Origin of the sequence: Pedobacter sandarakinus, assembly GCF_026240095.1 — a bacterium.
GTDB lineage: Bacteria > Bacteroidota > Bacteroidia > Sphingobacteriales > Sphingobacteriaceae > Pedobacter > Pedobacter sandarakinus.
Genome location: NZ_JAPIVG010000004.1, coordinates 473,243 through 487,885 on the forward strand (window position 1 = coordinate 473,243; position 14,643 = coordinate 487,885).

8 protein-coding genes are annotated in these 14,643 nt (G+C 40.3%); 3 read left to right on the forward strand and 5 right to left on the reverse strand.

The window, feature by feature from the left end:
- Positions 1–255 precede the first annotated feature (255 nt).
- From glgB to OQ268_RS13575, 3 genes are all read right to left on the reverse strand, one after another.
- The gene (gene glgB, locus OQ268_RS13565) at positions 256–2,220 is read right to left on the reverse strand and encodes a 1,4-alpha-glucan branching protein GlgB (RefSeq protein ID WP_265856771.1); all 1,965 of its coding nucleotides are present in this window, start codon (positions 2,218–2,220) and stop codon (positions 256–258) included.
- A 60-nt stretch (positions 2,221–2,280) separates the two neighbouring features.
- Positions 2,281–4,743 carry a glycoside hydrolase family 31 protein gene (locus OQ268_RS13570; RefSeq protein WP_265856773.1) on the reverse strand — a complete coding sequence of 821 codons (2,463 nt, stop codon included), beginning with the start codon at positions 4,741–4,743 and terminating at the stop codon, positions 2,281–2,283.
- A gap of 157 nt (positions 4,744–4,900) precedes the next feature.
- On the reverse strand, positions 4,901–7,819 hold the full coding sequence (locus OQ268_RS13575) for a TonB-dependent receptor (RefSeq protein ID WP_265856775.1): 2,919 nt from the start codon (positions 7,817–7,819) through the stop codon (positions 4,901–4,903).
- Positions 7,820–8,014: 195 nt separating this feature from the next.
- Between OQ268_RS13575 and OQ268_RS13580 the strand changes: the two genes are divergently transcribed.
- Genes OQ268_RS13580 through OQ268_RS13590 form a run of 3 tightly spaced genes read left to right on the forward strand, consistent with a single transcriptional unit; the run spans position 8,015 to position 11,811 of the window.
- Complete coding sequence (locus OQ268_RS13580) at positions 8,015–10,444, forward strand: penicillin acylase family protein (protein ID WP_265856777.1); 2,430 nt, start codon at positions 8,015–8,017, stop codon at positions 10,442–10,444.
- A gap of 5 nt (positions 10,445–10,449) precedes the next feature.
- Positions 10,450–10,803 carry a hypothetical protein gene (locus OQ268_RS13585; protein ID WP_265856779.1) on the forward strand — a complete coding sequence of 118 codons (354 nt, stop codon included), beginning with the start codon at positions 10,450–10,452 and terminating at the stop codon, positions 10,801–10,803.
- A 24-nt stretch (positions 10,804–10,827) separates the two neighbouring features.
- Positions 10,828–11,811 (forward strand): LuxE/PaaK family acyltransferase, encoded by a 984-nt coding sequence (locus OQ268_RS13590; RefSeq protein ID WP_322974011.1) that lies wholly within the window; start codon positions 10,828–10,830, stop codon positions 11,809–11,811.
- 128 nt (positions 11,812–11,939) lie between these two features.
- Here OQ268_RS13590 and tyrS read toward each other — a convergent pair whose 3' ends face one another.
- Both tyrS and OQ268_RS13600 read right to left on the reverse strand, forming a co-directional pair.
- Positions 11,940–13,226, reverse strand: coding sequence for a tyrosine--tRNA ligase (tyrS, locus tag OQ268_RS13595; RefSeq protein ID WP_265856781.1), 1,287 nt, complete (start codon positions 13,224–13,226; stop codon positions 11,940–11,942).
- A gap of 69 nt (positions 13,227–13,295) precedes the next feature.
- Positions 13,296–14,579, reverse strand: a complete 1,284-nt coding sequence (locus OQ268_RS13600; protein ID WP_265856783.1) for a patatin-like phospholipase family protein — start codon at positions 14,577–14,579, stop codon at positions 13,296–13,298.
- Positions 14,580–14,643 lie beyond the last annotated feature (64 nt).

Genomic DNA, 14,643 nt, shown 5'->3' on the forward strand with positions numbered 1-14,643 from the left:
TGAGGAAATCCTGAGCTATAAGACGCTTTTATTTTACAGAAATGGAAAGGAAAACAAGGTAAAAAGATTCAGGATCGATATTAAACCAAGTTTAAAATGTCCATTTATTAGATAGCAAATGAGGCAAAGTAACCTAAAATATTAATTCGAAATATTTGTTGTCAAACCCAGTTGATATTGTATCTTTGAAGCCACTTTGGATGCTTCCACTCCAAAGTTTAAGAAAGCCTCCCAGCAATGGAAGGCTTTTCTTATTTATCGCTTACTTTTAAAGATGGTTACCGCTAAAGGTGGTAAAGTAATGTCTATCGCATACATCTGGTTATGATGTCCTGGCTGACTCGGAATCACGCCTCCCTTATTATTTATACCACTTCCGTAGTATAAGATGTCATCAGTATTAAAAATTTCTTCCCATTTGGTTTTAAATGGTACTCCAATGCGGTAGTGTTCCCTTACTACAGGTGTTAAGTTAATGGCAATCACTAAAGTATCTTTGGCTTTAGGGCCTTTTCGCATAAAAACAAAAACCGATTCATTTGCATTATCTGCATCGATCCATTCAAAGCCCTCATAGCTAAAATTGAAATGATAAAGCGCTGGCTCTTTCCGATATAAAAAATTTAATGCCTTAACGGTTTCCTGCATACCCTTGTGCGGGGGATACTGGAGCAAATGCCAGTCTAGCGATTGGGTGAAATTCCATTCATTTGTAGCGCCAAATTCATTACCCATAAACAAAAGCTTAGCTCCAGGATGGGTGAACATGTAACCATATAAGGCCCTGAGGTTGGCAAATTTCTGCCAGTCATCACCAGGCATTTTATATAGCATCGGCGATTTTCCATGCACCACTTCATCATGTGAGAAAGGAAGCATGAAATTTTCGGTAAAAGCATAGGTCATGCTAAAGCTTAACTGATTGTGATGGTGTTTTCTACCCAGAGTATCTACTTTGAAATATTTCAAGGTGTCGTTCATCCATCCCATCATCCATTTCATACCAAAACCAAGCCCACCTTCATGTACCGGATGTGTAACTCCAGGATAGGTGCTGCTTTCTTCGGCAATGGTTTGTACACCTTCGAAATTACCATAAACCGCTACATTTAGATCTTGCAAAAACTGTATGGCTCCCAGATTCTCGGCTCCACCATACTCATTGGTTGCTGCATCGCCATCCGCTCTGGAAAAATTAAAATAGAGCATAGAGGCTACGGCATCTACTCTTAATCCATCTGCATGGTATCTGTCTAGCCAAAACAAGGCGTTGCTAATTAAAAAAGAGCGCACCTCTTTACGGTCGTAATTGAAAATGTAAGATTTCCAGTCGGGATGAAATCCCTTGCGCATGTCAGCATGTTCGTAAAGGTGTGTGCCATCGAACTCGTAAAGTCCATGTCGATCGCCTGGAAAATGTGATGGAACCCAATCTAAAATCACTGCGATATCAGCGCTGTGCAATGATTCTATCAGGTACATCAAATCCTGCGGACTTCCATACCTGGAGCTTGCCCCAAAATAACCGGTAACCTGGTAACCCCAACTTGGAAAGTAAGGAAACTCCATCACAGGCATAAGTTCTACATGAGTAAAACCCATTTCTTTAACATAAGGTACTAATCTACTGGCTACTTCTCTGGCATTTAGTACACGCTCCGGATTGTCTGGATCGCGCTCCCAAGAGCCCAAATGCAATTCGTAAACAGAAATTGGCTGATTCAGTGCATTTAACTTAGTGCGTTTAGCTAGCCAACGCTTATCTTTCCAGCTATAATCGGTATCCCAAACTACTGAAGCAGTTTGCGGTGGGTGCTCCCACTTAGTGGCATAAGGATCGCCTTTCAAGTGTTCGGATCCATCGAAACCTTTAACGGCATATTTGTAAACCTCGCCTTTTGCTATACCGGGGATAAAGCCCTCCCAAATACCAGACCTATCGAGTCTTTTGTACAAACTATGCGTGCCATGCGCCCAGTTATTAAAGTTACCGGAAACACCAACAGCACTTGCATTCGGCGCCCAAACGGCGAAATAAGTTCCGCTGGTTTTTTCCAGGCTAAGCAAATGGGCACCCATCTTCTCGTACATTCTAAAATGTTTCCCTACTAAGAAAAGATCGATATCGTAATCGGTAAATAAGCTGTGTACCCAAACTGGCTTAGTCTTATCTACAGTTGTTGCTACTGGTTTTTTCGCAGGAACTTTTTTTGCTGACATATTGGTGTTGGCTAGATATGTTTAGCCCCAAACGCTAAACAACATTTGGGGCTTAAAGATTTAGAGACTTAAAATATGAATCTCTGAAAAGTTTTTGAGGCTTTTAAAGTGTAATATATTTTTATCGTCGGTATAATAATCGGTTATCTCTTTATTGTCTACAATAATTTTCTTAACCTGAAAACCTACGCCCATAATATTGCAGGCGTAGAACTCATAATTTGGAGTATATAAACCTTCAATTCGCTGAACAATTTTCAATGCTTGCCCGTCGCCTTTTACGGTGAACTTCTTTTCCAGATAGATATCCTGTTCAAACGCAAAGGTATCGCCATGATCTTCATACATATATGAGTTGACTTCATAATCACTATGATAAATATTTAACACCACTTCTGTTATTGATTTTTCATCTACATATTGCATTACTGGATACTCTGGAATTACCGAACCCGCCCTCACGAATATTGGCATGGCATCTATTTTAGCTTCAACGGTGTATTCGGCTCCACCTTCGAGTACTTCATTAGTCCAGAAATTATACCATGAGCCTTTCGGAAGATATACTTTTCTAGAGATCGCACCTTGTTCCAAAACCGGACAAATCAATAGTTTATCACCATAACAAAATTCATCCTGACGGAAACTGTTGCTGATGTTTTCTTGTTCGAGCATCACTAAGGGCCTCAAAATCGGAAAGCCGTAACGGTGGTGTTCCCAAAAAACAGAATATAAATAAGGGAGTAAGCGGTATCTAAGTTCGATAAATTTACGGTTGATATCTTCGAAGAAAGTACCAAAACTCCATGGTTCACGTTCTGCGGTATCGCCAGCAGAGTGTGCCCGCATAAACGGAGAAAATGTTCCTAACTGGATCCACCTGGTAAACAATTCGCCATCTGGCTCACCGCTAAAGCCTCCAATATCGGTACCGCAAAAAGGCACTCCAGATACCGATAAACGTTGACACTGGATGTTACCAATTTTGAGGTGTTCCCATGTAGCGATGTTGTCGCCTGTCCACACGCTTGCATAACGTTGCATACCCGAATAACCCGCACGCGTAATGGTAAACGGGCGCTTATTGCGCATTAATTTTTTGAGGCCTTCATACGTAGAGCGTACCATTTGCATTCCATAAACGTTGTGCGCCTTACGATGCGAACCGCGATAGCCATCATAATTATGGCGTACATCGTTTGGAAACGTTCCCGAGCCGAAAACGGCAGGCTCATTCATATCATTCCAGAAACCTGCTACACCCATATCCACCAGTTCCTCATACAATTTACCCCACCATTTCCTTACTTTTGGGTTGGTAAAATCTGGAAACTGGCACCGGCCGGGCCAAACGTGTCCTTCCATAAAGTAATCGTCACTGCGCCTGCAGAAGTATTTATTATCTTTTCCTTCTTTAAAAACCCAATAATCATCATCAACCTTAATTCCTGGGTCAATCATCACAACGGTTTTGAAACCATCATCAGAAAGTTCTTTAATCATCCGGCGTGGATCGGGAAAATACTTCTTATTCCAGGTAAAGCATCGGTAACCATCCATATAATCGATATCCAGGTAAATGGCATCGCATGGAATTTTCCGATCTCTAAATTGTTTTGCAATTTCTTTAACTTTTGTTTCCGGATAATAGCTCCAACGGCATTGCTGATATCCTAGCGTCCATTTCGGAGGCATAGGATGTGTTCCAGTTAAGCTTGCGTACCGCTTAACTACATCCATAATATGAGGACCATGAATGTAATAGTATTGAAGTTCGCCTCCATCAGCCCAAAAACTTGTTTTGCCCGCATCCTCAGCACCAAAATCGAAATACGATTTGAAAGTATTGTCGAAAAATATTCCATAAGCAACCTGATTATGCAAGCCGATGTAAAATGGAATGGTCCTGTACAGCGGGTCTTGGTTCCAGCCGAAAGAATAGGCGTCTGTATTCCAGTTTTCGAAACGTCGCCCGCGGAGGTTGAAATTACCAGATTTATCACCTAAGCCGAAAAAATTTTCTTCCGGATTGCACTTCTTGGTAGCATATATGTAGTATCCACCGAAATCAACATTTTCCTCCCAGTGCATAGAGTTAGCCTCATCTACCATCACCAAATTTGTGATGTTATCAGAAAACGATATATGAAAGTTTGCCTTTTCTATTTTGCAGGTAACTGCATGTGTAGACACTGTATAATGGTCTTCATGCTCCTGCATCTTAAATACTGAAACCTTTTGATCAACTTCGGGTACGGCATATGAAAAATCGTCGAGAAAAACGCCATGAGGCGCCAGTCGGACTCTAATAATATCATCACTTACCACCCTCACCTCAACTTTGGCATCTCCGTCTGAAAAATAAAAACGATTACCCTCTTTCTTTACTTTTTCAACAGAACCTAAGTATTGCTTTACAATAGGTTTTACTGATATATCTACTGGATTATTTAAATGCTGTATTTCTTGTTCCTTCTCAATCAAATCATCGATTTGGTCAGCTTTGTCGTTTGTTTCTTCCATCCTTTATTATTCAAAAATTAAATCTATGATAGCTCTTAAACTGGGATGTGCTTAAGAAAGTACTATATTACAAATATTTTATAAAAGGGAAAGGTTAAATCATAAAAAAACCCCGATACTTTAGGTACCGAGGGTAATGCCGAGCGTATATGTTTAACTACGGATTGAAAGAGAAAGCCAGATAATAGATTGCTCCTGCAGCAGGATTGCCATATGATGTGATATAGTATTTGTTCATCACATTTGATCCCCCCAATTTTAGAACAGATTTTACTGATGGAATTTTTAAACTAACCTGTGCATCAAGTGAACTGTATGCAGGCACTTCGCCAGAGCTGAAAGATGAATTCCAGAAGAATCTATCTTGCCAACGATAAGAAACGTTGAAACCAAAATTCTTAATAATTTCCCTGTTGCCCAATCCAAGATTGAAACGCACCTTTGGTGTATTAAAATCGTTGATGTAATTTGCAGGTAGATCGCCTATTTGGTTATAGGATACGTTTCCACTCACTGTCCACTTGTTTATTAAATAATCCAGACCTAGTGCAGCACCGTAAGAAGTTACTTCTCCGGTTGCATTAACGGGAACACCGAATTTAACAAAAGTTGGACTGGCCTGTGTACCCACATTTTGATACACATCTACAGCGGTAATGAAATCCTTATAAATGTTGTAATAACCGTAGGCATCTATCAATAATTTCGGTGTGATTAGTCCTCTATAACCCAATTCGTAAGACTGAACACTTTCCGGGCGCACACCTTTGGCATCGAATGTATACTGCTGCAACAATGCAGGGTTAGTAGTACCCGCAGCTACTGATGCCAAAAAGGCTCTATAACTCACATCAGTAAATGCTTTGTTTGCATCAAGTTTGTATTTACCGAACATAATTTCCGGTAATCCACCTATAAGTCTTTGTGAACCACCACCTACAGATAAATCGATGTATTGATTTTGGGTAGTAGGATTGCGATAACCTGTTTGGTAAGAAGCTCTGATATTGTTATTCTTCGCTACGGTAAAAACTCCGGTAATTCTAGGCGTAAAACGTCCTTCAAAGTTTTGACTCTTGTCATATCGTCCTGCAAACGTAAGCTTTAACTTATCGTTAAACAATTTCTTACCTACCTGTGCAAAGGCACCGTATTCGTCGATATCTATAGATTCCGTTAAATCGTTGAAAATTGTACCTCCAGAATTTAAGTCGTACAAGCGGTACGAAGCACCAACCTGGAACTCAATCACATTGTTGAAAGCATTTGTAAAATTATACATCCCTTCATAGTGATAAAGATTGGACTTGTCGTCGAACTTAGCACCATAAATACCCTTTGATGCATCTGAAGTGCTAAGGGTAGTATTCATGATGGTATTTTTAGCAGTTTCGAATTGCGGCGTACCAGGCTCGAAACGTCCTTGGTTGGCGGCATTACGAGCAATTGCATGGGCTGCTGCATCGCCCTGACCCGCTGCTCTGGCACCAACGTAATTCCCGATGTATTGTGGAAACCATGTGGTAGATGCTTTAGAAACCTCGTTGATGTAACTACCAAGAATAGATGAAATATAAGAATCGCCTGAACGCTCTTGCGTAGTGTAGGCTTTCAAATAAAAATCTTGGCCTTTTAACTCAAGCTTATACTGGCCAATATTGAAGTTGCGTAGCGAATAGCGGTCGGAACCGGTATAAACCGATGTACCTGTACCCCAGTTTGCTTGTGCAACTGCCTGAACGGTGCTTGAAAAGTTATAATACAAAGCTCCAGATGCCTTTAGCGACTTCGTATCATAATCAACCAGGTTTTCTTCGTTATAACCTGTTCTAGAGATGTTTTGATCGGGAATAAGGTTAGCTTTTAAGCCAACATAAAAAGGAAAGTAATTTTGTACTGCCGGACGTAGCGCTGCAGGCAAACCAGCTAAGAAACCAGCTTGTTGTGCTGCGTTCGGAATTGCCGGACCAAAAGCGTTATCTATTAATGATTTGATGTTAGGAATTAAACCACCAGAACCTGCATTAATTCCAGCAATGGTTGCATTTTGCACATTTAGTGCTACGTTTCTCATGTTCTGACTCACCTCGTCGCCATACACATTAACGCCGTCATAGTTGGTGTCGCTATTTCGATCGCCTGCTTTCACCATTCTTGATACGCGATCGAAGTTGGAATAGTTATTCCCGAACCAGTCTTTGGCTTGCAGAAAAGAGAATGCAGCCTTTGCCCCAAATTTATTGTTCCAGGATTTTGCAACACGCACATCTAACTGATTGAATGGCTGAACACCTGAATTATCATCATTTACATGATTAACTCCAGTTTTATACTGAAAGCTTGCACCTTGGTATTTAAAAGGATCTTTCGATGTCATTAGCAACGTACCGTTGATACCACCCGCACCGTATAAAGCTGAAGAAGCTCCCGGTAGAAGTTCAACATTATCTACATCCAATTCAGTAATTCCTACGATATTACCTACAGAAAAATTTAAACCAGGTGCCTGGTTGTCCATTCCATCGATATATTGATTAAAACGGGTATTTCCATTTGAATTAAATCCCCTGGTATTAATTGATTTAAAAGTTAAACTTTGCATGCTGCTTTCTACACCTTTCATATTGTTAAGGGCATCGTAAAAAGAAGGCGCTGCAATTTCGCGGATAGATGCGGCACTCATGCGCTCGATAGACACCGGCGATTCGAGAATACGCTCTGGCGTACGCGAAGCTGAAACAACAACGTCACCACCTAAAACTACTGCAGTTTCCATTTCTATATTGATCCCTGAAGTACTATTTGTGATCTGTTGTTCCACTGAGCCATAACCAACATACGATGCCACCAATGTAAAGGGCAATTTTGCCGAAGTTGAGAAGCTGAAGGAACCATTTGCGGCCGATGCCGTACCACCAGATTGGCCCTTGATAGTTAAGCTAACGCCAGCAAGTCCTTCTTTAGATTGCCGGTCCTTCACGGTTCCACTAACCGTAACGTTTTGTGCATGTGACGCGAAAGTGAATCCGCACACAAAAAACAATACACAAAGGATCTGTGTAAAAATTCTGCTCATAAATTGAATGTATTTGGTTGTTTGTATTATTAGTTACATAAACTTAAATGCTTTTTTTGAATTAAACAAATTATGTTAGCATAATAATTTTTAGCGATATATAATTTTGAATGCTATGGAGTTTATCGTATTTTGCAATGATTAAGAATCAACAATGTACGTGTTAGGTACCTTGTGATTTCCCAACTAACCATTATGAATAAATTAAAAGCGCTATTCTGTCTCATCATTCCTGTAGCCTTAGCTTTCATTTTTAATACAAAATTTGGTGATACGCCGCCAGTGTTAAAATTCTTGAATCCGTTTAGGGGCTTCTGGCAAAACGCCGAGAATAATCATTTTATGTTCAACCATAAAACGAAAATTAAAGGCGCACAGGCCGAGATCGAAATTGTGTTCGATGACAGAATGATCCCACACGTGTTTGCGCAGAACGACCATGATTTATACCTCGCACAGGGATATGTTACGGCAATGCATCGCCTATGGCAGATGGATTTTCAAACCCGCTTTGCTGCTGGCAGAATAAGTGAGGTGGTAGGTGAAAAAGCAATTGAAGTAGATCGCTACCAAAGAAGAATGGGGATGGTATACGGGGCAGAAAATTCTTTGAAAGGCATGATGCAAGATCCAAAATCGAAGGAGATGATTTTGGCTTATACCGAGGGCATAAATGCTTATATCAAAACACTTTCAAGAGCGAATTATCCCCTAGAATATAAAATTCTCGATTTCAAACCAGAAGAGTGGACACCAATTAAATGTGCGCTATTGCTTAAACAAATGTCGGCTGTTCTGGCCATGGGATCAGACGAATTTTACATGACGAATATCCTTAAAACATTCGGGCCAGAGGTTACAAAAAACCTTTTTCCAGATTACCCTTTCAAAGAGGATCCGATCATTCCGGTAGGAACAAGCTGGGACTTTAAGCCTTTACCTATCCCTAAAACTCCCGAGAGTTTTACCAGGGCGCTTACAGGTAATGTTAAAACTAAAGAAAAAGTAGAAGGAATTGGCAGCAATAATTGGGCATTATCGGGAAGCAAAACAAAATCTGGCTACCCCATTTTAGCCAACGACCCGCATTTGGAACTTACCTTACCTTCTATTTGGTATCAAATTCAACTGCATGCGCCAGGCATCAATTCATATGGCGTTTCATTGCCGGGCGCCCCCGGTATAGTAATAGGTTTTAATCAGAAGATTGCCTGGGGAGTTACCAATGTAGCGGCCGACGTATTGGATTTTTATCAGATTAAGTTTAAAGATGATAGCCATAACCAATATTGGTACAACAATAAATGGAACAATACGGTTAAACGGGTAGAAACAATTAAAATTCGCGGAAGCAAAGAAGAATTAGATACCGTTTTTTATACACACCATGGTCCGGTAGTGTATTTTCAGAAACCAAAATATAGTAAGGCAGACAATGTGCCTGTAGGCGATGCACTGAGGTGGATTGCACATGATCGATCGAACGAATTAATGACCTTTTATCTTCTCAACCGGGGAAAAAATTATGAGGATTATAGAAAAGCCCTCACCTTCTATACTGCGCCAGCACAAAACTTTGTTTTTGCAAGTGTAGATAATGATATCGCCATCACCCCTAATGGCAAATTCCCCTTAAAATGGAAAGATCAGGGAAAATTTATTCTAGACGGATCGGAACCTGTTAACGACTGGCAAGGCTGGATTCCTGCAGACCAAAATCCAACAGTAAAAAACCCTGAAAGAGGCTTTGTAAGTTCGGCGAACCAGTCTTCTACTGATCCTTCTTATCCATATTATATCAATTGGGAATTTGCCCCTTACGAAAGAGGAAAAAGAATTAATGACCGTTTGGGAGCGATGACAATGGCAACATTAGACAGCATTAGGCTAATGCAAACCGATAATTATAGCATTATGGCACAAAACTTATTGCCTGCGGTTTTACCGATGCTAAATTCCGAGCAACTGAACGCTACGCAGAAAGAAGCCTTAAGCTACCTAAGCAAATGGAATAAACGATATGATGCCAACGAAATTGCGGCAAGCGTCTTTGAGATCTGGACAAAACGCCTGGCTTACAATATCTGGAATGATGAATTTGTTATCAAAGGCGTTCCGATGCGTTACCCTTCCAGAGACCGAACCATTCAAATGATTTTAACAGAACCCAAGGCGCAATGGTACGACAATGTTAATACACCAAAAAAAGAAACTTTAGCAGATTTAGTTAACGAATCGTTTAAGTACAGTTGCGACAGTCTGGAACGCAGGTTTGGTCCTATTAATAAAGATTGGAGATGGAGCAATGTAAAACAAAGCAATGTACCACATTTGGCAAAAATACCAGGGTTTGGATCGAAGGTACTACAAATAGGTGGCGCTAAAAGCACAATAAATGCCTTAAGTGAAACGAATGGACCTTCCTGGCGAATGGTTGTAGAACTTGGTAAAACCCCTAAAGGCCATGGTGTTTATCCCGGGGGACAATCGGGCAATCCTGGCAGTAGGTTTTACGACAATATGCTGGACACATGGGCGAATGGTCAGCTCTACGACCTGTTTTTCATGCAGAATCCCGATGATCAATCTGGAAAAATTATCACTCGTTTAAAAATTTCAAAATAGCTAAAATGGTATTTATCGTTATCCTAATTATCTGTTTCTTACTACAAATGGTTGCACCTTGGTGGGTAATTATTGTGATCTCATTTGCTACTTGCGGCATTATTGGCAAAACCGGAAAAATAGCTTTCTGGCAGTCGTTCTTCGCCATATTATTATTATGGATTGGCTATGCGCTTTTTAAAAGTTTGCCAAACGATAACCTCTTAGCCGGCAGGGTGGCCGTGATGTTCAAGGTGAATTTATGGTGGGCACTATTGCTAATCACCGGCATTTTAAGCGGACTTGTGGCCGGTATTTCCGGCTATTGTGGCTATCAATTTAGAATGGCCATGTTGGCGAAAAAAACTGAAGCGAAATAGCATTAAGCTTTGTATTTTTGCAAAGTGAATATATTACCTCAAGACCTATTTACCACGAACAGTTCGGAAGAATTTAAAGCCAAAGCAATTTCCGTATTTCGCCATCAAGCCAGGCATTGTACCGTATACCGAGAATATATTTCTCATTTAAGAATCAATGTTGATGCCGTTACCGAGTTAGAACATATCCCCTTCCTGCCTATCAGTTTCTTCAAAACGCACCGAGTGCTTAGCAATAATGAAATGGTAGAGGTAACTTTTAGTAGCTCTGGCACTACCGGAATTGTTCAAAGCCACCATTATGTTACCAATGTATCACTTTACGAAAAAAGTTATCTGCAGGCTTTCGAGGATTTCTATGGAAAAGTATCTGCTTACAATTTTTTGGCGCTGCTTCCCTCCTACCAGCAACGTTCCGGCTCTTCACTTATTTACATGGTTAACGATCTCATTGAAAAAAGCCAGCAACCAAAAAGTGGGTATTTTCTAGAGAATCATGATGAACTTTTTGAAAGCCTGATTCACCTAAGGGACACCAAACAACCAACTGTTTTGATTGGCGTTACCTATGCTTTATTGGACTTCGTTGAAACTTTTGATCTCGATTTTCCGCAACTAGTGGTAATGGAAACTGGTGGCATGAAAGGCCGTAGGAAAGAAATGGTGCGTGAAGAACTTCATGAGCAACTAACAAAAGGTTTTGGCGTACCCACCATCCACAGCGAATATGGCATGACTGAATTACTTTCTCAAGCTTATTCACTTGGACATGGCGTTTTTAAATGCCCTAACTGGATGAAAGTTTTAATACGAGACACGAATGATCCGCTTACCCTTATTCCCGAAGGCAGAACAGGCGGTATTAATGTAATCGACCTGGCGAATATTAATTCTTGTGCCTTCATTGCCACACAAGATCTTGGACGAATTGCAGCAGATGGAAGTTTCGAGGTTCTAGGCCGATTTGATCATGCAGATATCAGGGGTTGTAACCTGCTGGTACAATAAAAAATATGTGTTTGCTTAGGCAACCTTTCAAAGCATCTAAGCTAGATTTTGGTTAACATCCACGTTTAAGCAACGAAGTTGATATTAAGCAAAAATGCCCGATTTCTCATCGGGCATTTTGTATCTATCTATTCTGCAATAAGCAGGAAGTAATTCTTTTTCCCTTTTTGAACGACAATAAACTTATCGTTGATTAGCTTTTCATTATTGATAACCTGATTGGCATCGGCTATTTTGTCTTTGTTTAGGGCTACTCCGCCACCTTGAACAAGTTTCTTAAAATCTCCTTTTGATGGAAAAACTGCTGCCTTTTCTACCAGGAGTGTAGCAAGATCAATCCCGTGTGCCAATTCAGATTTTAAAATGTTAAACTGGGGAATCCCTTCGAACATTTCCAATACTTGGGTAGATGAAAGTGTTCTTAAGAATTCAAGCGAACCATTTCCAAATAAGAATTCAGACGTTTTAATGGCTGTTTCTAAAGCCTCTACAGAATGTGTTTTAATGGTGATATCTTCTGCAAGTGCTTTTTGCAGGATTCGCAAGTGAGGTGCCGCATCATGTTCAGCTTCCAGGCTTTCAATTTGTTCCTTGTTTTTTAGTGTGAAGATTCTTATCCACTTTTTAACATCATCATCTGATGCGTTTAGCCAAAACTGGTAAAACTTGTATGGCGAAGTTTTCTCTGGATCTAACCAAACTGCACCGCTTTCCGTTTTGCCAAATTTAGTACCGTCTGCTTTTTTAATTAGTTGCGTGGTAATGGCATAAGCAGTTCCGGCATCCTTTCTTCTAATAAGTTCAGTACCCGTAACAATATTCCCCCACTGGTCTGAACCACCCATTTGCACTAAGCAATTTTCATTTTTCCATAAATGGTAAAAATCATAGCCCTGAATCAATTGGTAGCAAAATTCGGTGAAAGATAAACCTGAATCGCCTTCCAATCGACGTTTAACGCTATCTTTCGCCATCATATAGTTCACGGTAATATGTTTTCCTACATCTCTGATAAATGTAAACAGGTTCATATCTCTAAACCAATCTGCATTGTTCACCATTACAGCCCCGTTACCGCCCTCTTCAAACTTTAGAAATTTAGCCAATTGCTTTTTCATTCCTTTTAAATTATGCTCAATCATTTCGGGGGTTTGCAAATTGCGCTCATCAGATTTTCCGGAAGGATCTCCAACCATACCTGTAGCACCACCTACTAAAGCAAATGGTTTATGCCCGGCATTTTGGAAGTGAATCAATGTCATGATTTGTGTCAAATGCCCAACATGCAACGAATCTGCCGTGGGGTCAAATCCGATATAACCAGCGGTCATGCCTTCGTTTAACTTTTCCTCGGTATTCGGCATAATATCATGCAGCATGCCACGCCACCTTAACTCTTCAACAAAATTCGTCATTATACAAGCACTTTAATAGTTGTGCGTGCAAAGATAAAATTTTCACTTACTTTAATGCAAATTAGTTGTTTAGCTAAACCATGTTTTAAAATCTGCCTTTGCGGTGTTGAAATCTGCATGTCCAATGAGACAATTCATACTGGCATCACTACGAATTGCCTGATTTGGAATGCCAGAATTGTTCAACCAATTTGCGCACATTTTTTTTATTAAGGCAACCTCCCTGTCTTCAACAGCATCCATATCAAGCGCATTTAAAGCCACAAATTCCTCCTTGCTTATTCCTGCTGGGAGATCCCACCGTTTAGCGTGCCCATCCTTTATTAGTATTGGCCTTAAAACTGGATTCATTCTGATAAAATTCTTCGGTTTGGCTGTCATAGTTGGATTAAGAATCATATAGGCAATAAAAGCAGCAGTATCAGGTGGATCATTTAAGATACTCGTTCCCATTTTTTGGATATCCTTAATCAACCCAGGTTCTTCATATTTGGCCCTTAGCTCAGGATATTGAACCGGTATAGGCTCATCATGTTGCAATTGCGAAACTGTGCCCGTTCCAATAGAAAGCACCTGTACTTCATCTATCTGATATTGATCTTTATTGCAGAGCATTTCGGTAATGGCTGTCAATACTGGATTGTTATTTCCGGTAACACCGCCGTCCCAGTAATATTTCATTTTATTGTTGACCTTAAACATGGCGGGTTCATTAAAATAATTTACCGGAGCAGTGCTGGATGCGTGTATGGCATCAACAAGACTCACGAGGCAATCTGACTGCGTAGCGGCTTGCTGTGGAAGGTTAGCCAGTTTCCGTTCTATAACCGATGTGCTTGCCAAACTATCGCAGTCTGTTCTAAACATTTCTGCCCTGTTCCGATAGTAATCGTAACCAATAATTAAAAACTGCGTTTTGATTTTTCCGGCTACTGCAACATGTGCAGGCACATCCATCAAATCAATGATGGCAATGCCAGGAAGAATTTCTTTTAGCGCTTTATGCTTCCTTTTGGTTGCATATTTTGCGCCAATCTTAAAAATTCGTGCCGCACTAGCCAAGATACTTTTTTCCCAAAAACCTAATTTAGAGAACACCTTACTCCTGAGCTTTTCATCTTCGAAAATTCTTTCGATTTCGGATAAACGAAGATTTTCTGCCATTGCTGCAGCCACTAAACTGCCCCCACTATTTGCTGCTACTAAATCGAAATGACTCAGTACTTCGTGCCCGGTAGGATCTGGCAAATTAAAAGTTTCAGCAAACAATTTACGCAGACATTTCACTTGCATAATGGCCCAAGATCCACCTCCATCTAGAGATAGAATCCGATAAGTTTTTGAAGAAGGCATAGTTTCTGCGTTTGGTAATTAAATTTATAAATAATTAATTTACAAAGCAATACCAAATAGAAAA